Here is a 19,802-nt window from a genome sequence, read left to right as displayed (position 1 = left end):
GTAATAGAATATACCACCGGCGACTGAAAACCGGGTGACATTTACCCCGCTGAGGATCGGCCGCACTTCCGGATTGCCGCGTTTAATGACGGAAACGCCGGTACGCTCGTGGATGATAAAATATTCGCCGCTGTTTGTGAATGACAAAACGCGGGAGGCGATCGGGTAGGGTGCCTCAAAGGTTGCCTGGCCTTGTGCGTTGTATTCGGTAAGCTTGCCATCCAGCGTGGCGAAGCCGATCGCTGTACGGGTGGAAAAACCGAATGGTTGTATACCGGGCGTGCTGCGTTCACCGGTGGTAAATGTCAACAGGTTCTCCGGCTGGCAATCGTCCACGAATACCTGGTCGGTGTCCAACGCTGCGATTAAGGGACCGTGGCAATTTTGAATGGAGTATTTTTTACCGGTAACGGTATTTATCACATAGAAATCAACTCCGGCACGCACCGTGGCAAAGTTGCCGGAAACTGACGCTACCATAAAAACCTGTAAATCCGTTTTCAGCGTTTCGACCGTTTTGGTTGCCCGGCGGAAAACCCTGCCGTCGGCGAAGATCAGATCGCCCGCGTCGTTTTCGCCGATCAGGTCGGCCCCGTACCCGTCGAGTTGAGACGACGAGTTATCCAGCTCTACAACATGGTATACATAGTTTTTAGATACGTTGTTGTAGTGGGTCACAAAAAGTCCCTTGCGCAAGGGTCTGATTGCGGCAAAGGAGGCACCCCACGTTACCGGGCTTCTTTCACCCTCAGCAGTCAGTTTAAAAAGATTGCCGGGGCTACTCTCGCTTGTCCGCCCATTAGCCGTAGCGTTAACTGTTCCGAAGTATACCACTGCTTTCGCGCCGGTCAGATCGAACGTGGGAGCATGATATTCGGGGACGACGGTTTCCGTACTGTCATCAGACGAACACGATAAAAGCAGCAAAAAGGCTATCAGGGCTAAACTGAGGTTATACTTCACGTTTCAGGCGTTATGGACATGCGCTAAATTTATGAAACGCGGTTTATTCGAACACGGCCATCGTTCGCTGGCGGACAATGATCCTGGTATTTCTTACACGACTGGTATCTGTGCCCGCCCACGACGTTGCGTATTATGAAGTTGTCGATGTGAGTACGCGACCGGCTTAAAGACTTTTGGGAAACAAAATCCAGCGTAACAGGTTTGCTAGTCAGAAAACTACCTGATCAAACTGTCATGCCAACGGCAACGTAACACTGAATATGCTGCCAAGGCCCGGCTGTGAACTGACGGATATGAACCCGCCATGAAGCTTGGCTATTTTACGACAATAGGCGAGGCCGATACCATATCCCTCGGCAGACTCGGTATGCGATACCTTCGAAAAGATGTAGAAGATCTTTTCCAATTCAGGCGCTTCTATTCCGCGTCCGTTATCCTGAACGTCGATTTGCAGGTACTTTATAGTCGGGTCAACACCAAGCATTTCGTTTAGTTCGTTTCCTAATATGTGATGGGAGGATATGATAACCTCTGGCGGCACGTTGGGCCGATTGAATGTCAGGGCGTTCACGATAAGGTTAAAAAATAACTGCTCAATGTGGAACCGAACGCCGCGTATTTCATGTAGGCGCTCACTTTTTACTGTTGCATTTTTATGGACAATCAAATCCGTCAGTTGTGTACGAATGCCGGCGATAACGTTGCTTAAATCAATCCTTTCGTGCGTTAGCCCTTTGTCACTTAAGCCAGTATATTTTGACATGTCCTTCATCATCATGCTAAATTGCTCAGCCGATGAGTTTATTTTTTGGGCTAAATGGCGGATCTTTGGGGTGCCTTCGTTTTCGGTTGCGTCAATGAGCATATTGGAAAATACACAGAGCTTCCGCAGGGGTTCTGCTAAGTTGTGGTCCGACACGAATTGATATTGTCGATTCTCTTCCATTGCATCGGTTGCCTGGGTATTCAGTCTATTGATGGTTCGCTTACTGGCATGCAAGACCTCAATGCTCTCTAAATGGAAGCTGATTAAGTCAGCAAACATCGTAAACAAGGCAATGGTGTGCGAATTACTCAAACGGGCAGGCGCCGGATCAATGGCACACAATGTACCGAAGAATTCGCCGTCTTTGAGGACGATGGGTACCGATATGTAACTTTGGAAACCATAGATTCTCGGTGTATGATGGTTGCGATACATTTCATCATTGGCCACGTGGTCGATAATGACCACGTTTCCGGATTGGCGGATCTCGTTACAGATGGTTGTTTCAATCCGGAGTTCGCCACCGGGCTTTAGCCCAAAATCGATTTCATCCCGTACGCTGCACGCAATCCAGCGATCGGTGGTAACTCTGGCGACGGCGGCAAACCCCATACCGGTCGTGCGGCAAACGACTTCGAGCAGTGAGGGAATAATCTCTATCTGCTGTACATTGTTGATGTCATTAAGCAGTGAATCGATCTCAATGTCTGGCATGGTTCAGCCGTATTTTAAATTATTTGTAATATATCACTATTCGAACGAACAAAGAACGTAGGCCAGGGCATAAGCCCAACGTTGGGAATCGGCCATACAGTGCAGTAAAGCGGTAAGAGGCCGTTATGTATTGGCAACCCCTCCACGAATGCACCACAATTAAAATTGATATCCATTGTGAATTTGGTTTTGCATAATAAAAGGTTATATTTGCATCCCTTTGGCGGACAACACCGGTGATTGCCAAAGTTTTCGGGGTGTAGCGTAGCCCGGTATCGCGCTTGGTTTGGGACCAAGAGGTCGTCAGTTCGAATCTGGCCACCCCGACTTAAAAGTGAAAGCCTTCAAAATCTGCGATTTTGAAGGCTTTTTTGTTTGGCGCTACTACCCGTTCATCGCTTTTCTATGCATAGCGACTTTTCTAGTTCAAATTCACTCAAGTCGACACCGGGGAAAAACTATGTTTTCCCTCTTAATTTATGCTTGGCCAATCAGGTTTTAGTCGTTCTATTCAAATCATGTCTGTAAGTGCATAACCAGCGGTCAAGATTTCCTCTAGTTCCGTCAGGAATTTGCGGAAAAGGTGGAATGTTTAGAAAAACTTATCTATTCTATCCAAGGTACTTTTTGTAAGTAGTTCACTGGTTATTACAGAATTTGAGTTTATCTAGCAGCAGATGAAAACGCATCTTAACAAAGTTAATAAGCCATTTGCCCAATTTCATCTATTTTCAAATAGCGGCGAGGTGTTCGTTTATAGCAAGACGATTTCAAAAGATACTAACCAAGGCACTTTGAAAGTATGAGCGTATTTACTTTTCATCTTACAAAAACAAGTATCAAATCTGCTCTCAAGGCTCTCTGGATCCCTCCCACAGCTGGTAATATTCCTGGATTGATACATGCTGAATGCATGACATCCATGACGTTAGGCTCACTAATTTTCTCACCTTCACGAGTACTCATCCGGCAACTGGTAGTGTTCGCACAATGGGAAAATGAGTTGGCGATTGACAACTTTTTGAAAAACGATGTCTTCGGGAAAACGCTGGCAAAAGGATGGCATATCCGTCTGACCCATTTGCGACAGTGGGGAAACATTGACGAATTTGTACTTCCCAACCCAAGCATCGAAGCAGATAACCCGGATGCGCCCGTAGTTGCCGTCACGCTTGCCCGCATGAAACTTCTTCAAGTTCCAAGATTCATTCATTGGGGTAGACCGGTTGAAAAATTAGTCCGGGATCATCCTGGTGTTTCTCTGGCTTTGGCAGCTACCAGGCTTCCACGAACGGTCTCCACATTTTCAATCTGGAAGTCCCAACGGGAAATGCTCAATATGGTTCATGGACATAGTCCTGTTCCTCATCCTAAACGCCATTCGGAAGCGATGCGAGAACGGGAGCGAAAAGACTTTCATATTCAGTTTACAACGCTGCGCTTCAAACCGATAGCTGAATACGGTGAATGGAATGGCCGCAGTAATTATATACCAGCTCTTACCAGCAAGCAGTTACCATGAGATTGGCTTATCCCGTTCAAAAGTTACAGGATTGGTTTACTCAGCAGTGGGTAATTCTTTGGGGTAAGCGAATCGAACCCGATGCCGTTCCCTGGCTCATGGGGCCTTTTGGAAAATTGGGCGCAATAGGCGATGATTTTGTTACTCAGCTGGCAGAGGCAGAAGATTTGATTATAGAAAGAAACGCAGCCTCACATGGACTTATCCCTTCCATTAAAGACCTGAAATTATCAGACGCAGAATTCATCCGTCTTTCACAAAATATTATAGAATTTTATGAAAATACCTCGCGTTACAAGTTGACGCTTTCCGTACAATGGAACCCCCTATTTAAAATCTTCGGGAATTTGGTGATGAGCCTATTCAGTAACCGGATTAAACAGCTGAATATCCCAACGAACAACACAGAAAAGTCAAATCTATTAAATAGCGAGATAATCACGCTTAAGGAACCTAAGTCAAATGACGTGAAGTATACGATTTGGTATAGAACCTTCATTTCGACGGGGCAAGTGCTTTATTCCGGAGTGTACTCTACATGCACGCTGCCATGCGGAAAAATTTGTATTAAAGCGGTATTCCCTTTGCCAAAAGGAAATGCTACAGTCATCATGTTACCAAGTGTGGGCCCAAAGGGCGAACTTCGTCTTGACTCCTCCGGAGCGAAGTTTGGTGATCCTGGCTTCTATTTCTTACTCAGCGATTCAAAAGGCGGCTTTTGGTCTCAATACATAAGATCATTTCGTGATCATTTAACTATCTACTGGGATGAAGAAACTATTTTCGGAGAGCAAACGCTAACCTTATGGCATCAGCGTGTTCTTCGATTGAATTATGAAATACATCGCAAATAATTCTGCTTAATCGTTTCAAATCTTCAAGGAGCTGGTTCGAACTTCGTCCGGTCATCCCGACTTCTTTGCCCTTTTTATGGGCAGTTTGTACTGTTGGGTAAATAGTGCGTGGCGGGCCACATCGGGCATTATCAACTGAATCACAGTGCTGAAATAGTATTAATTATCTAAAAATTAGATTATTAGACCAGCTAGGCGCTTTAAATCGAAAATAAAATAGTTCGAAAATTGTACACTCAGGGCGACTCATTAAAAAGCTTGCAGATTCATGAAGAATCGCAAGCTTTTTTACTGATAGCCGGATGGTTTCGAACTTCCTTTCGCCGTGAATGAGCCTATCGTTAGATGTAAATCACGTTAGTATTAAGGCCCCAATGTTTATTCTTGTTTCCTTTCAGGTACTCCACTATCTGCTCTTTTGTCTTTAAGTTGGTCAAGACACCACCGCACCAAAAATCGATTACGCAACGCTCCGTGAATCTAAAAATCAATATCCTTTCAGATTTACCGATCCCGCCCTTGTAATAAGCTAACAGCGCTATGTCTTGCCCCACGCCCAGATATAGAAGCCGCCTGTTCGGAAGGCGCTTACCTAACACCACGTCCGTTGCCTGCCAGTCCTCTCCCGGATTTGCTATTAAGAACTTATTTTCATCCAGGCTGCCCAAAAAAGTTTTGATAACGCCGGGCATCGATTCGAATTTTGTGTGACTGGTGAAATTCGCTGCATCCAGGCTTGCAATCAGCGCATCCAGGTTTCTATTTTCGAGAATGGTAGCCGTATCAATACTGAATGGTATGCAGGCGGTAGATGTAGGTGGCTCGTCACTAGTAGACATGGCCCCGGCTTTTTTGGAACACAGGACCAGAGTAATACCAGTCCAAACCCTATTATTATGTACTTCATTATCCAATTGACCGATGAGCCATTTCCATAAGTAGTAATATCCATATTTCGTCCGGTAAAATTATCTCATTCTTATAAACATGTCAATGTCCGGTTCCCCAACGCTCTTCTGCAATCATCTTATTTTTCAGTGTATAAGAGTGAAGTCGCCATGTCATGGCGCAATAGCCCCCTGGCATTGTCGTTATTGGCCCCTATTTAGTTTGTGGCCGATGGCTATTTTTGTGTGACAATTATTAGAATACTATTTAAATCTAAGTAATCCACGTTATAAAAAAAGAATATTGGTAGCATAACCGACATATATCAACGGCTTATTGCTGTGTCTAATGAATTTTTTATCATAAACTAATATTATGGACGTTCTTACCATACACAACGCTACCAAAAAGATTGACGCCGACGATTTTAACCTGGAAAATTCACGGTTCATTAATGGTTGCATGAGTAACAGCCATCTGGAAAATATGATGATGGCAGGTACTACCATACTCAATGTTAATGCCAGCAATATGAAAATTACCAATGCCGACCTAAGTGACCTGCAAATAGAAGGCGCTCAATTGGGCGGAGCCTATATCCACAATATCGGGATGCCACCCAAAGATCACCCTATGCACGTTCAGGATAGTACTATGCGCCCTGTCCGTTTTGAGGATTGTGAACTGCATGGCAGCCAGTTTAACCATTGCAATTTGAGCAATGTTTCTATAAGGAATTGCGATCTTAGTGGTATCGAGCTGACAAACTGCAATATCAAAGGAATGACCATTAATGGAATTACAGTTGAGAATCTGCTCAATTTAATTGACAATCGGAAATAAGCCTTTGGCAAGGAACTGAATAGCGAATACATTTACCTGTGCCACAATCGTAAGCCCCCGGCCATCTACGTCACACCAGAGCTACCCGTAGTGATCGTACAGATGCGTTAGTCATCTAAGCAAACGTTTCTGTGACATTGGTGTTTCCCGTGAGACATTGAGCCGGATCAGGAATCAATACAAAGTGCATTAACATCTGCTTTGTTAATTATTTCAACAAACTTTAAATACGGCATAACAAAATCAAATTGCCTCATCGGCCCCTTCAGAGTAACATCTTCAATGAGATTAACCCTATTTACTGTCAGAAACAGATCAGAGTCGTCACCGCGTATAAACTCGTCTCTGGGAAAATTACGGGTCCGTCGCCAACAGAATTTTACTGCTTGAAACAACATCAATGGCCTAAAAATCAGGCCATCAGGCCACCTAGGCGCTTTAAATCGAAAATAAAATAGTTCGAAAATTGTACACTCAGGGCGACTCATTAAAAAGCCTGCAGATTCATTCAGAATCGCAGGCTTTTTTTGTTGGTAGTTGCGTGAATTCGAACCAGGTAGGAGGTTGGAAATGCGTTAAGAGCATCTGTAACCTTTACCAACAATGCCGGTAGACCGTAATTAACGACGAAGATGGTATCGGAGCGGAAGACGACCTTGTTATCTATGAATGTAATGTAAATGATAATTTTCTGGGCTTATTCGGAATACCGCTCATAGCAGGCAGAACATTCTCGAAAGACATAGAGACCGATGCTGAGCAAGCGGTGCTCTTTAATGAAACTGCGGCATAGGTGCTGGGGTGGAGCGCTCAAGAGGCGATAGGAAAACAGTTTATACACAGCGGGCTAAAAACCGTGGTGGTGGTTGTTAAGGATTTTCACATGCACTCTTTAACCTGACCATTCAACCCCTGCTTTTACGGTTCGATCCCACGTGGTCTAACTACATTGCGGTGAAGATCCAACCCGGAAAAAGTGCCGAAGTCATCGGGCTCATGGAATCGACTTTGATGAAATATTCCCCTTATCCTTTCGACTACCAATTTCTGGACGATCATTTTAATGAACTGTACAGCACCGAGCGTAAGCTCGGCGAGATGTTCGGTTTCTTGACGATCGTGTCTATTCTCATTGCCCTCGCTCGGTTTATTTGGCCTCGCTGCATTCTCGGCCAATCAACGCACCAAGGAGATCGACATACGCAAGGCGCTCGGCGCCACGGTCGGCGACATTGTGATTCTCATTGCAAAAGGCTTTGTATACCTCATCATCATCGCCTTGCTTCTTTCCGCACCGCTTGGTTGGTACTTTATGAAAACGTGGCTTGAGGACTTTGCCTACCGTGTTGATATAAGCCTGTGGACTTTTGTCTATGCGGCGCTGCTGATCTTAACCATTGCCGGCTTGACTATAGCTTTCCAGTCTTTTAAGGCGTCGGTCACCGATGCCGCAACCACGCTTAGGAATTAAATGGAGCGAGTCATCGGAGTGAATCCCTATCAGCATTGATGCAGATGGTTTGGAGCCTTGTTAGTCGCAGTCGCGATAAGAAAGAAGTGCTTCATTGAGCATGTTGCCCGTCGTTAAAGCCCACGGCATGGCGGATATTTGAAATGCGGGCTTCATTGAGGATGTGATAAGGGTTAGTCAAATACATTCTTTCGGCGCTGGTAATACGTATTCGCACCCCATACTATGGGTAAGCCAATGCAGAGCATTAATATACCACAACCAATTGTAGCCTGTAGCAAATTAAAAGATCCCTTGCCCAATCCGATAAGCTTGAGAATAACAAGATTCATCACCAGCCAGACAAATACTCCATACAACAATCCAACCAACACTTTATTACCAGAAAGAAATTTCAACTTGGGGTAAAGCAGAAAGAGTAAAATCGTCCAGCCATACGAAATTGCATAATGCACGATCAAGCCTAGCAATGCTGAAACGAAACCCATCGCATAGGATTCTTTGCCCAGAAATACACTGGCGATGTATTGAAGAACAGTCACTGCATCAGTGCCGGAAGAAATGTATACATTGACGCATGCAGCCATTATATCTAACGTGCCGGCAATGAGGCCTGTAATCAAAATAGTTTTTACCAGACTGCTTCGGGAGACATCTGTACGTGATGATGACATAAGTCAGGAATTAGGTATTCAAAAGTAGGTCGAAATACGGCTACTCACCTAATTGCCTGGTGTGATTTTTATAACTCCTTAGCATTTTTTTGCAGTTTTAGTTGATAGACGTGTCAGCCCAGGTAGCGATTGAGTGGTTCTATTCCTGACTCTCTTTACTTTTAAAGTCAGTAATGGTATTTCCATCATAACGATACACGCCATCAGCGCCAAACCAAATATTTCCCTTATCATCTTCTATGATCCAGAAAAATCATTGGTTTATTTGCGATTTCAGTTACAGTTGTCTTTTATTGGACAAGGGACTTTGCATCATAACGGGAAAGTGCCCAACCCCGGCCATTATCACTTTCTGAACTAGTCCAAATATTGCCTTTTATATCTTCCATTATATAACCAACAAACTTCTGCGTGAAATCGGTAAACGTGCTGCCGTCATAGCACCAAAAGCCATCGGGTCCACCAAGCCAGATGTTGCCTTTTTTATCTTTCGTTATCGTGCGAATATTGCTAAAAGGTTTGCCGTTATGGGTGAAAACGCTCATGGGAAGGGATATAAGCTCGAAATACCTGGAAAACAGATTTTATAAAATCCCTGGCGCCATTTGCCTATCCCAGTATCAGCACGTACCGAAAGAAAGATCGGGGAATGCCGTACTCCCACGCCGAACACACGAGCGTCGAAATACTTGATTCTCAACAGGGTATGCGGGTAAGCCATTTTAAGTCGACCAGGAAATGGTAACAGCCGCGAAAGCGAATAAGCCAGATTGAGTTCTGCGGAAAATACGAATTAACGTATCTTTGTCTCGAGGAATATTATATGCCCCCAGAAAGTAAGTCGAATGATCCGCTTCATGGATTGACGTTGGAAAAAATGGTAACCCACCTTGTAGAAAGCTATGGGTGGGAAACGTTGGGCGAAGAGATTCAGATCAATTGCTTTATGCACGAGCCTTCAGTAAAATCCAGTCTCAAGTTCCTTCGAAAAACACCCTGGGCCCGCACAAAGGTTGAAGACTTTTATAAGTATTCACTTCGTAAAAACAAACTTAAATAGCCTTGTCAAGTAATGGGCTCACAAAACGCCACCGCTTATAATGCTATTACTTTGCAACCAGGGCCAGTCCCTCAAAAACTATCCCTTGCCAGCCATGAGCCATAAATTGCCGGATATTCTGGTGATCCGTACTCTCCGGATTCTTTAAAACCGATTGATAATGCTCGGCAAATAAATAAAGGGTATCTTCTTTGTTCAGCTTATTTAGTTGAGCAAAAGTAAAAACTTTTGCGCTCCCTTGATTTTGAGTTGCTTCATTCTGTAGCGCTCCATTTTTAAAGGCTGTTGGCTGATGTTGATAATAAGTTTCTATAAACTCAATCACCTCTTTAAACGCAAGTGCGTTGTCTTTTAACTTGTTTAATAAAGTTGGCAGCTGCTCTTTCATTCGGAATATTTTATCCAAAATTAAATAACCTATTTTAAAATATTGCTGCCGCCTGTTATAAAAAGCTTTCTGAATGTGTACGATCTCCGGCTGGATTAGCAGACAAACCACTACGTTATCTGCGCGAATGATTTTTGCAGCCTCTTCGGTAACGTGGCAACCCGCTTGCTTTGTCCATTCGAACTTAGCTGTGTGCCAGAAAAATGAATGTCCAATGTAGACCTGGCCCGAACTTTTAATCAATACGGCAATACTAACAACATGAAAAACTTAAGCATTCTCAGCATCGCACTTCTTTTAGCATTGATGACCAGTTGCGAGGTCATAGGAGATATTTTCTCTGCGGGGTTTTATATCGGGGCTTTCGTGGTGGTTTTTGTGATCGGGGCAATCCTGATCTTCGTTTTGCGCAGCCGGAAATGACACAATATTTCTGATGCGTGTGGAATAATCACCCCAGCTGCGCTACGTATTCCATCTGTTACACGTGATAGTTGACACTCCACAGTGTGGTAAACTGGATCTGGGGCATTCGTAACGAACCCGGTTTTATGTGAATTTTAAAACTTCCACGGGTTCGACAGCAAAACTTAAATTGCGGTTATGAAAACATGCGAATGAGTTAGTTTTGCATCAGCTTGATGCTTCCGCCCTCGGGATTTAGCTTGACCGCCGCCGGGAGGAACTTTGTGCCGTATCGGTTCACCCCCCAGTCCTTGAATTGTTTTTCGCTGAGGTCATTACCGGGCTTCGTGTAAAGAATTAGCCTGATCTTCTTAAATCCCTGTTGACCAGCGAAGGTCTTTATATCGGCATGCTGCACTGCCTCGTGTTTGTACACCATCTGCAATAACTCGTACGGGTGTACGGGTATACATTAACACCGTTCACGACGACCAAATGATCGGCCCGGCCGTGCAAATAGTACCAGCCGCGTTCATCGACCGCGGCAATATCGCCCGTACGGATATACCCCGCGCGCATGGCAAACCTGGATCGCACGTAGAGAACGAAGCTCCCTTCTTCGTCCCGAATTGGCCTCCCGATCGTATCGGGTCGTATAGCCAGCATCGCCGGCGTAGCGATCGTTGCGAGCCCCGTCTCGGAGGTGCCGTAAAAATTAAAAACGATATCGCCGAACTTGCCTGTGGCAGCCTGCAAAATCGATGGGGGCAGAATATCTGCACAACTGACGACGCATCGGAGCGACTCCATTTTGAAATCCAACAATTTGTTAATCATCTGCGGGATCAGAATTGCGACTTCAATCCTATTCAATTCTATTTCTTTAGCGACGACTGTAGGATCGAACTTGTTAATAAGGAAAAGCGTCTTGTTCAGCATCAGACCCAAAAACAACACTGATAACCCGTAACTGTGATAGATAGGCACGGGAGTATGACCGATTTATAATCCTGTAATCTAACGGTCTTGACGATGTCTGAGATGGCTTTCAAATATTGCCACAGTGTATTATTTCGCTTCGCTTTAGCAATACCGGTGGAGCCGCTTGTAAAAATGGACAACGTCGTTCGGAGGCCGGCGATCTCGTCCTCGCTGTAAAAATCGCAGCGATACGTCGTCACCGGGCGGGCATCGCCTGGGACTTATTCTCCAGCGCGAGTAGCCGTTCCTGGGTACGACCAATCAGAATCAGGTGTACATTGTATCGCAACAAGTGCCGTGCCAGTGCCTCGCCGATACCGAAAGTAGCACCCGTAATGAGAATGATCTTTCCAGTAAGCTGCCTGGATGCTTTTCGTTTATTATATGCTATTGCAGGAAAAAGGAGGCGGGCCCGAACTGACATATTACTTAACTATTTTACAAGATAGGTTTTTTTTGCCTGATCTGTTCAATATGTTAACGGGCTGCGTGTTGAAGATTTATTCAATCGACACGATTATGAATACAATATTATGTTTCTATATTTATATACTCCCTGTGGACTTGGCTGATATCGTGTGTTTCGCGGGCGTGTGTCTGTTTTCTTTTGATCCCGGCAAGGAATCTTTCATTTGCGATGTAAGTAAACTAACAACACTGTCTATGGAAAAAATCTGTTCGCCTTTTTCTTTGCCGCCAGGGGTGGCGCGCTGTGTCACGCCTGTGTGCCATAGGTCATTATAACGGTGTTCCCGGGGCGATGACCCTTTTCCGGAAGTGCCGACGGTACTTCTGCGGTATTGTATTGCTAAACCCTTAAAAATACCCTTATGAAAAAACTTAGTTGGCTTTTTTATGTTGCCTCGCTGGCAGTCACGATGGTAGGCTGCCGGGAAAATGAACCGGCGGTTCCCGGAGAAATACGTTTTACGCTCAGCGCCGGTGCAGTGGCCGATCCGGCCGGGCGTACGCTGGCTTCCCTGCGCGAGGGCGCTTCGGTATACGTCAGCATTCGCCGGGTGAGCGGTGATGAGGTATATACTTTGCAGCAGGTCACGCTGCTTAAAATGGGCGATGCTTACATCAGCGAGCCGTTGGCCCTGCCGGGGGGAAACTACGAGCTTACCGACTTCCTGGTGAGCAACGCGACAGGCGACGTGGTGTATGCCACGCCGAAGGAGGGATCCGACATGGCTTCATGGGTAGACGACCCGTTGCCGGTGGCTTTTGCCGTGAGCGACGATGGCCTTGCGCAGGTAGATGTAGAAGTCGTGCCCGTGGGCTTTCACATGCCCGAGCAGTTCGGCTACGTGTCGTTCCGCGTCAACGTCGTGCCGTACCCGTTCTTTAAACTTTCGGTCTTTCGACCCGACAGCGCCGGACTGGCCTTCTCGGCGGTGCACGCATACGTGGTTGAAAGCGGCGATACACTTTACAGCCGCTCATTGCCGGCCCGGACGAACGATGTTGCGTTTTCGGGAAACCCCGAAGGGACGTATACACTCGTGCTGAACGTGCCCGGGCATGCCACGTACCGCAGAACGTTTGTGTTACAGGAACTGCTGGCAGAACTCAACGGCGAGCCGCTGCAGGTGACGCTTGTGGAGGCCCTCACTTTTACCGCGTTGCCGTACGCAACAGGACCGGACATTACAGAGCCATACGACTTCTGGATCTCGATGGAGGCCGGTGTGCCCCAGACACCATTCACGATCGATTGGGGAGATGGCACTGTAGAACAATTTTATGATCCGAGCTACTTGCAGTTCGGGCATAGATATTCCGCAGTGGGTCGTTATCATGTCAGTGTGTCCGGCGATCTGGCGTCGGTCGGCCGGTTGGGAATCGTCTTCCCCTGGGGCGTGAACGATGATGTCGTGGTGCGTGCCTTGCCCGAGCTGATTAGCTTGTCGCTTGCCTGGGCCGGGGTGGGCGACTCGCTGGATATTTCACAAAACACCAAGCTGGAGTCTCTGGGGCTGAACAGCACCGGTATTCGATATTTTAACGTGCGCAACAATCCCCGGTTAACGTATATCGAACTTTCTGATAATGTAGACTTCCCGCCGGCCGTGCTGAACGAGATCATCGGCGATGTCTATCACCACGCCGTGGCGCGTCACACGGGCGAAGGCTGGCTGGAGCTGGACGCCCCCGATGGCAGCGAGACAATGATCGGCCCACTGTCGGCAACGGCCATGGATCAGCTGCGACAACTGCATGACGAGTATGGCTGGACAATTGTTCCGGATCCGTTCTGATAAAAAGTTTAAGTATATATATAATCTCCCGGTCCTGGTATGCGCAGGCCGGGAGTTTTTGTTTCCTGAAGCATTTTTATTTAACGCAGCTTGCTGAAAGAATCTTTTTTTACCCTACCTTGTTGTCGACCTGAAAGATGAATGTTGGGATCTCGAGTACGCAAATAGTTCGAACAATGTTTCAGCTGGTGGAATACCTTTTATATAATGGCACAAACTGAAATTATTTGGCTCGTGGATGTCGGCTACATTACCCGGGCTAGTCGTGGACGCGGCAGGATTGACTACTTAAAAGTGCGGGCATTTCTTGAGAAACGATTCAGTAGCCATTGCGAAGCCATAATTTTTAACGGAGTAGATAAGCACTATGGCATTGACCATGGATTGAAGCAATTCTATCATACCATGGAACAATCAGGCGTTGTTGTTAAGCTCTATGAGATGGAAGGCGGAGCGCAGAAACAGGTTGATGTCGCGATTGCCAGCCACATAGTCTATCATGCGATGAAGGGAAACTTAGTTGTCTTGTCGACAGGCGACAGAGACTTTGTACCGGCAATTCAGCTTGCCATCAATCAGGGTGGAACTGTCACATTGATGACATATGATTTTGGAGTGCATGGCGATCTGATAAATCTGGCGCATGAGCGCTTATTCTTCGAGAGCTTTCCAGAGCTATTGAGATGAGCAATTCGTTTGTGGCGGGATAGCTTCCTGACGGGCAGGTGCTTCGGGGTGGGGAACCTTCAACACAATTTTTGCGGAAATAAGCACAAAATCAACACCGATGCTGAAAATCAAACTGTGACGGTCAATAGGGGAGCCGGCTAATCCTGTAATCGAAACAAAAATTATTAGTTTTTATTACTAATTTATTTAGTTTTATTAGATTTGAAGAAAGATCAAGAAAATGGGAGCAGCAATAAAAATAGCATCCGGGCTCGCTGGAACCGACGTTCAGGCGGCCCTGGAAGAAATGATCCGGGTGGCGGCATCCTTGAAAGAACACCGCAGGATGGCCGTCGACGGCGTTTTAAACGATGTGCGGGGATATGTTGCCCAGCAGTTGTCAATGGATGTTTCGGCTCAGCAACTGGGGCAGATACAGGTTCAACTGGTGGCGTTCAAAGAATCGAATTTGCCACCCCGGTTCTGTAAGACGGTTTTTGCTGAGGCCCGAAAGCGCGGTCCGGGTTACACTCATTATTTGAATTTTACGCAGGATATTCACAAAATCATACTCGGCGTGCTTCGTTCGGCGCAATTGGAGCTCGGCATTGGCGGCTTCGCGCCGTCTGCAGATTGGCACCCAGGAGTACTGTCTGTGGTACGATAGTACCTACAGCGATGCTGACAATGACACGTTGGAGATAATTGAGCGATGAAGCTCTAAGGTTTGTCGAACTGATGCGCGGTTTTGTTCTGAATGAACAGGAGTGACATGCATGCTCCTGTGAAAGCAAGTCCCGCCGAGATCAGCATGATCTTCTTATAGGCTTCAATGAAGCTTTCGTGATAATACCGTTCTATTTTTTCTTTTGCTGTATTGTCAACTTCTTTCGGCACAGCGGCATTCCCTAGATTCACCGTTTGGGCCATTACGGCTTGCCGTACTGTGCCCGGTAGATCTGTGTCGTTCAGACGCGCCTGCAGCGCCATGGAAAAGAGCAGTACAGCCAGGGCTCCGAAAATGGCATTGGCCAGGACATTTGAAATGCGGGTGATGGCATTATTAATGCCCGACGCTGTCCCCGAATATTGCTGATTGACAGAGCCCATCACGGTCGACGTCAGGGGCGCGACGGTAATCGACATTCCCAGTCCGAAAACAAGTATCCCCGGAAAATAGGTGACCCAATAGTCGGCAACACCACGGGTCTGGCCAACAAAGGCGAGCAACAGCAGGCCTATGCCCGCCGTTGCGGGGCCGATGATCAGAAACAATCTGGGTCCGTATTTGTCGGCGAGCTTGCCGGATAGCTTCGCCAGGATGATCATCAACAGTGTAAAGGGTAAGAAGGTGAGACCCGACTGCAATTGCGTATAGCCTTGTACCTGTACCAGGTTTAGCGAAAGAAAAAGCATACCCGCGCCAAGGCCGGCGTAGAGAAAGAACGTGAGGAGGTTGGCGCCGCTAAAGGTGCCGTTGTTGAACAAGTTTAGCGGCATCATAGGATATTGGCTGACCTTCTCGATGGCGATAAACGCGATCAGCAAAATAGTGCCGACGATCAAAGGCAAGTAGACATGCCAATGGTGAATGCCTTTTTCCGGCATGCTCAGGCAGCCGAAAGTAAGGGCGGCAAGGCCCAATGCAATCACGATGGCGCCGAGGATATCAATGGAAGGATTACTGTTCTCGTTTTTGGTCTCATCGACCTTTGTCCAAAGGATAAAGAATGCTGCGATACCGATGGGCACGTTGATAAAAAAAATGTAACGCCATAGGCCGGCGTCGGCTAAGGCGCCACCTAAAATGGGACCGCCCACGGTCACGATGGTCGTAGCAGACGACCACGTGCCAATGGCTTTGCCGCGTTCGGTCTCATTGATCGCAGAGGAGATCAGCGCCAGGCTTCCGGGAATCATGAAGGCACCGCCGATGCCTTGCACGAGGCGATATACAATCAGCAGAAAAACGGTGCTCGCAGTTCCGCACAATCCTGAACCCACTACGAAGATGACAATGCCGACCATGAATATTTTCTTGCGTCCCAGCTTGTCGCTCAGGGAACCCCCTACGAGTATGAGGGAGGCCAACATCAGCAGGTAAGCATTCAGTATCCAAAACAGCTCGCCACTGGTGGCCTGCAGGCCATCTTGTAAAGCAGGCAGCACCACGTTTAACGCTGTGGCATCAATAAACGCCATCGCCGATGCTATGATGGCCGCTAACATTACCCATATGCCTTTGGCGCTGCTCAGTTTTACCGTTGCCATCGTGGTTTTCGATTCGGCGTTTGATCCATGACCAGGGATGGAAGGATTGGATTATGGAAGGTGAATGATCTGCGGTGAGGCATCTCTGCATTCGCCGCAGATCTATAGAGTGCTACTTACCATTTTTCGGGAAGTTAGGATCGTCCAGAATCTCTTGAATCTGGGCTGTATGTCGTCTGCTGTGCGCGGCCATTAACAAGATCGTTTGATAGGTGTCAAGCTTTCCAAACGGGAAATCGTTGTAGTGATTTCGCAGATCATCGGGCGTTTTTTTGATATACAGTATATGTTTATCGCGTTGGGCCTTGAAGTCGGCAAGCGTGGACTCAAAGGATCCAAACTTGCCGGTGGGTTTGAGGGTTTCCTGCGCTTCACGTTTTTGGCTGCGGTCGGCGACCATCTTTACCAGCTCGTCGTCTTTTGTTTTTACCTCGCTTCGTTTAGAAGGATCGGCTGGCTCTTTCAGTCCGGATTGGGCGTATTCAAAAAGTTGCGTTTCAGCTAACGTAATGTGCTCGACGCATTCGGCGATTGACCAATGGGCAGCGTCGGCTTTAAAGCTCAGCTGTTCGGCCGTCAGTCCTTTTACCTTCTTCAAAAGGTCGTCTTTTGTACCCTGCAGCAGGTCCAGTGCATACTTCCGTTCGGACTCGGTGAGGGTGGCGGCGGGGCGGTCAAAGCTCATGGCGATCGCGGCTACGGCGACAAGAACGAATTTGAGTGTTTTCATAATTGGGGGTGGTTTTGTTTCATAAAGGTAATGTCTTTATACCCATGTAGGGGGTGCGAATTAGACATTTCGGCAGGGTGATTGGGACAGCGGGCGTCTTTTTATGTTCGTTTGGGTGTTTGGTCGTATAAAGCCACAAAGCCTGGCAGCGGGACTTACTAAAGTTCGGGCCCAGTGCAGGCGCAGCATGGTCATACGCTGCGGTTATGCGTGCTTGTTTGTTTTCTAAAGTCAGTATTGTAAATTTCTTTTCAAAGAAATGCTTAAGAATTCCGTTATGAGAAGAGCTGAAAAGGCTGATCGCGCATTGGTCGTCGATATCCTGGTAAAATCGTTCCACGATAACAAGAGTGTAAATCATGTTGTAAAGCAAGACCGGCACAAGGCGAAACGTATGAAGGGCCTCATGGAATATTCGTTTGATCTTTGTCTTTCGTTTGGTGAAATTTGGATTAGCGATGGTAATACGGGGTGTGCACTGATGCTTCATCCACGAGAGAGGAAGCAGACTCTTCGTTCGGTATTGCTGGATATAAAGGTGGCTATCTTTGCTATTGGGTTATTAAGGGTAGCGTCTATCGCTAAGCGTGAGCAGGCGATAAAGAATCATCATCCTAAAGGGGATATTACCTATCTATGGTTCATTGGGGTTGATCCGAAATATCAACATCAAGGAATTGGTTCAACATTGTTGTTAAATGTTATTGGCCGCTCCAAAATGGCCCAACGACCGGTCTATCTTGAAACTTCTGTCTTGAAGAATGTCGCCTGGTACAAGAGCTTTGGCTTTGAAGCATTTGAGACGTTAGAATTTTCATATACGTTGTTTCTTTTTAGAAGAACGGGTTGATCGAACAGGCTCAATCGACGGAAAAGACCATGAGCTCTACGAAGGCAATTCGTTATTCTTTGATGGCCGGCTCGCGCATACGCTGAGTAACATTGGAAAAACAGACGCCCATGTGTTGATGGTCTACTTCTTTCTCTGCAATAACGAATAGCATCCTCGCCATTCAGCCAGGGCAAAGCCACGTATATAGTGCATGAGCCCGCGTATGGTGTGCAGGATCGGAGGATGGATCGTGTGGGAGCGCTATTGCCCGGATTAAGCGGCATCAATCGGATAAGCGGTGATCGACTATTTGATTATTTTTTTAAGTTTGAAGAATGAACGATCACACGCAGGCTGCAAGCTTATTGAATACAAAGCAGCATTACGAGATATTGGATGGATTGAGGGGAGTGGCGGCGATCGCTGTAGTGATTTTCCACTTCATGGAAATAGCCATTCCCGATTACAACGACAACTTTATTGCACACGCGTACCTCGCCGTCGACTTCTTCTTTTGTTTGTCGGGCTTTGTTATTGCCTATGCGTATGACAAGAAGTTGGCGAACATTGGCTTCGCGAAGTTTTTTAAACAACGGCTGATCCGCTTGCAGCCGCTGGTGATCATCTGTTCGATCTGGGGCTTGATAGCTTTTATCGTTGATCCCTTCAGCAATCTGTGGGTGAAGTATGCCGACAAGTTGGGAATTGCATTTGCGGCTTCGTGCCTGATGATTCCCTATCCGTTGGTGCCTGAGCGATACTTTAATATTTTCCACCTCAATCCACCGTCGTGGTCCTTGTTCTGGGAATACGTTGCGAGCATTGTATACGCAGTGGTGTTGATACGTGTGGGCAAGAAAGCGTTGTGGGCACTGGTGGCCGTTGGCGCAATGGCGCTGGTGTATGAAGCACATCATGCTACGAATCTGGGCGTAGGGTGGAGCGGCGATAATTTCTGGGGTGGAGGCATTCGTGTCTTCTTCTCTTTCCTGGCGGGTATACTGGTATATCGATCAGGGTATATCATTCGCAACAAGCTGGGTTTCCTGATTACCTCCGGCTTGCTGTTGTTAACCCTTGTGGTGCCCTTCTCGACCACCTATAACTGGATTATTGAACCGACCATTGTTATTGTGTGTTTTCCGTTGCTGATAGCTATTGGCGCGGGCGCGGCTCCGGGGCCGCGTGCGCAACGCCTGTGTGAGCTCTCTGGCAACATATCATATCCGCTATATATGATCCACTATCCCTTTATCTGGATCTTTATGAGCTATGTTGAAACACATAAACCTACGTTGTTGCTGATGAGCATTATTACCGTCGTCGGTACGTTGTTGCTGATCGGGCTGTCATACCTGGTGTTGGTGTTTATGGACATGCCGGTACGTATGTTCTTAAAAAATAAACTGGCGGGTTCATCGTCGACCGTATCGGGTTGATTACCCAACGGTTGCCCGAGCATGGCTGTGGGATGAGAGCAGGGCAGAAATCGTTGTTTTATGTTATT

21 protein-coding genes and 1 tRNA gene are annotated in these 19,802 nt (G+C 46.8%); 12 read left to right on the top strand and 10 right to left on the bottom strand.

Going from position 1 to position 19,802, the window contains the following annotated elements:
- Both KK062_RS25785 and KK062_RS25780 read right to left on the bottom strand, forming a co-directional pair.
- Positions 1-963: hypothetical protein (locus KK062_RS25785; RefSeq protein WP_254087261.1), on the bottom strand; the 963-nt coding region annotated here is incomplete at its 3' end.
- A gap of 235 nt (positions 964-1,198) precedes the next feature.
- Positions 1,199-2,446: a sensor histidine kinase gene (locus tag KK062_RS25780; protein ID WP_254087260.1), complete on the bottom strand. Its 1,248-nt coding sequence runs from the start codon at positions 2,444-2,446 to the stop codon at positions 1,199-1,201.
- Between the two features lie 253 nt (positions 2,447-2,699).
- On the opposite strand from KK062_RS25780, the gene KK062_RS25775 reads away from it, so the two are divergent.
- From KK062_RS25775 to KK062_RS25765, 3 genes are all read left to right on the top strand, one after another.
- Positions 2,700-2,773 (top strand) — tRNA-Pro (locus KK062_RS25775).
- A 475-nt stretch (positions 2,774-3,248) separates the two neighbouring features.
- On the top strand, positions 3,249-3,968 hold the full coding sequence (locus tag KK062_RS25770) for a hypothetical protein (RefSeq protein WP_254087259.1): 720 nt from the start codon (positions 3,249-3,251) through the stop codon (positions 3,966-3,968).
- A complete protein-coding gene (locus KK062_RS25765) occupies positions 3,965-4,822 on the top strand; it encodes a hypothetical protein (protein ID WP_254087258.1) in 858 nt (285 codons plus the stop codon). Before KK062_RS25770 ends, KK062_RS25765 begins: the two co-directional genes overlap by 4 nt.
- Before the next feature lie 341 nt (positions 4,823-5,163).
- On the opposite strand, the gene KK062_RS25760 is transcribed toward KK062_RS25765, so the two are convergent.
- The gene (locus KK062_RS25760; protein WP_254087257.1) at positions 5,164-5,661 is read right to left on the bottom strand and encodes a hypothetical protein; all 498 of its coding nucleotides are present in this window, start codon (positions 5,659-5,661) and stop codon (positions 5,164-5,166) included.
- Positions 5,662-6,085: 424 nt separating this feature from the next.
- Here KK062_RS25760 and KK062_RS25755 point away from each other — a divergent pair, with 424 nt between their 5' ends.
- Together KK062_RS25755 and KK062_RS25750 are read left to right on the top strand one after the other, a co-directional pair.
- Positions 6,086-6,553 carry a pentapeptide repeat-containing protein gene (locus KK062_RS25755; protein ID WP_254087256.1) on the top strand — a complete coding sequence of 156 codons (468 nt, stop codon included), beginning with the start codon at positions 6,086-6,088 and terminating at the stop codon, positions 6,551-6,553.
- 1,132 nt (positions 6,554-7,685) lie between these two features.
- Positions 7,686-8,024: an ABC transporter permease gene (locus KK062_RS25750; RefSeq protein WP_254087255.1), complete on the top strand. Its 339-nt coding sequence runs from the start codon at positions 7,686-7,688 to the stop codon at positions 8,022-8,024.
- A 173-nt stretch (positions 8,025-8,197) separates the two neighbouring features.
- Here KK062_RS25750 and KK062_RS25745 read toward each other — a convergent pair whose 3' ends face one another.
- Both KK062_RS25745 and KK062_RS25740 read right to left on the bottom strand, forming a co-directional pair.
- Positions 8,198-8,698 (bottom strand): DUF1440 domain-containing protein, encoded by a 501-nt coding sequence (locus KK062_RS25745; protein WP_254087254.1) that lies wholly within the window; start codon positions 8,696-8,698, stop codon positions 8,198-8,200.
- 290 nt (positions 8,699-8,988) lie between these two features.
- Positions 8,989-9,243 (bottom strand): two-component regulator propeller domain-containing protein, encoded by a 255-nt coding sequence (locus KK062_RS25740; RefSeq protein ID WP_254087253.1) that lies wholly within the window; start codon positions 9,241-9,243, stop codon positions 8,989-8,991.
- 278 nt (positions 9,244-9,521) lie between these two features.
- On the opposite strand from KK062_RS25740, the gene KK062_RS25735 reads away from it, so the two are divergent.
- Complete coding sequence (locus KK062_RS25735; RefSeq protein ID WP_254087252.1) at positions 9,522-9,758, top strand: VF530 family protein; 237 nt, start codon at positions 9,522-9,524, stop codon at positions 9,756-9,758.
- Between the two features lie 46 nt (positions 9,759-9,804).
- On the opposite strand, the gene KK062_RS25730 is transcribed toward KK062_RS25735, so the two are convergent.
- On the bottom strand, positions 9,805-10,146 hold the full coding sequence (locus KK062_RS25730; RefSeq protein WP_254087251.1) for a HopJ type III effector protein: 342 nt from the start codon (positions 10,144-10,146) through the stop codon (positions 9,805-9,807).
- Between the two features lie 261 nt (positions 10,147-10,407).
- On the opposite strand from KK062_RS25730, the gene KK062_RS25725 reads away from it, so the two are divergent.
- Positions 10,408-10,569: a hypothetical protein gene (locus tag KK062_RS25725; protein WP_254087250.1), complete on the top strand. Its 162-nt coding sequence runs from the start codon at positions 10,408-10,410 to the stop codon at positions 10,567-10,569.
- 381 nt (positions 10,570-10,950) lie between these two features.
- Here KK062_RS25725 and KK062_RS25720 read toward each other — a convergent pair whose 3' ends face one another.
- On the bottom strand, positions 10,951-11,538 hold the full coding sequence (locus KK062_RS25720) for an AMP-binding protein (RefSeq protein WP_254087249.1): 588 nt from the start codon (positions 11,536-11,538) through the stop codon (positions 10,951-10,953).
- A gap of 190 nt (positions 11,539-11,728) precedes the next feature.
- Positions 11,729-11,956 carry an SDR family NAD(P)-dependent oxidoreductase gene (locus tag KK062_RS25715; protein ID WP_254087248.1) on the bottom strand — a complete coding sequence of 76 codons (228 nt, stop codon included), beginning with the start codon at positions 11,954-11,956 and terminating at the stop codon, positions 11,729-11,731.
- 406 nt (positions 11,957-12,362) lie between these two features.
- Between KK062_RS25715 and KK062_RS25710 the strand changes: the two genes are divergently transcribed.
- The 3 genes from KK062_RS25710 to KK062_RS25700 all read left to right on the top strand — a co-directional run bounded on the left by KK062_RS25710 (position 12,363) and on the right by KK062_RS25700 (position 15,129).
- The gene (locus KK062_RS25710) at positions 12,363-13,793 is read left to right on the top strand and encodes a hypothetical protein (RefSeq protein ID WP_254087247.1); all 1,431 of its coding nucleotides are present in this window, start codon (positions 12,363-12,365) and stop codon (positions 13,791-13,793) included.
- A gap of 207 nt (positions 13,794-14,000) precedes the next feature.
- Positions 14,001-14,480 carry an NYN domain-containing protein gene (locus tag KK062_RS25705; protein ID WP_254087246.1) on the top strand — a complete coding sequence of 160 codons (480 nt, stop codon included), beginning with the start codon at positions 14,001-14,003 and terminating at the stop codon, positions 14,478-14,480.
- 223 nt (positions 14,481-14,703) lie between these two features.
- Positions 14,704-15,129 (top strand): hypothetical protein, encoded by a 426-nt coding sequence (locus KK062_RS25700; protein ID WP_254087245.1) that lies wholly within the window; start codon positions 14,704-14,706, stop codon positions 15,127-15,129.
- A gap of 53 nt (positions 15,130-15,182) precedes the next feature.
- On the opposite strand, the gene KK062_RS25695 is transcribed toward KK062_RS25700, so the two are convergent.
- Together KK062_RS25695 and KK062_RS25690 are read right to left on the bottom strand one after the other, a co-directional pair.
- Positions 15,183-16,733, bottom strand: coding sequence for an MFS transporter (locus tag KK062_RS25695; RefSeq protein ID WP_254087244.1), 1,551 nt, complete (start codon positions 16,731-16,733; stop codon positions 15,183-15,185).
- A 112-nt stretch (positions 16,734-16,845) separates the two neighbouring features.
- Positions 16,846-17,463: a DinB family protein gene (locus KK062_RS25690; protein ID WP_254087243.1), complete on the bottom strand. Its 618-nt coding sequence runs from the start codon at positions 17,461-17,463 to the stop codon at positions 16,846-16,848.
- Between the two features lie 277 nt (positions 17,464-17,740).
- On the opposite strand from KK062_RS25690, the gene KK062_RS25685 reads away from it, so the two are divergent.
- Both KK062_RS25685 and KK062_RS25680 read left to right on the top strand, forming a co-directional pair.
- Positions 17,741-18,313 (top strand): GNAT family N-acetyltransferase, encoded by a 573-nt coding sequence (locus tag KK062_RS25685; RefSeq protein WP_254087242.1) that lies wholly within the window; start codon positions 17,741-17,743, stop codon positions 18,311-18,313.
- Positions 18,314-18,630: 317 nt separating this feature from the next.
- Positions 18,631-19,734: an acyltransferase family protein gene (locus KK062_RS25680; RefSeq protein ID WP_254087241.1), complete on the top strand. Its 1,104-nt coding sequence runs from the start codon at positions 18,631-18,633 to the stop codon at positions 19,732-19,734.
- Positions 19,735-19,802 lie beyond the last annotated feature (68 nt).

It is taken from the genome of Dawidia cretensis (assembly GCF_018598175.1).
GTDB lineage: Bacteria > Bacteroidota > Bacteroidia > Cytophagales > Cyclobacteriaceae > Ohtaekwangia > Ohtaekwangia cretensis.
The sequence above is the reverse complement of the archived record's forward strand: the minus strand, read 5'-3'. Positions and strand labels throughout refer to the sequence as shown.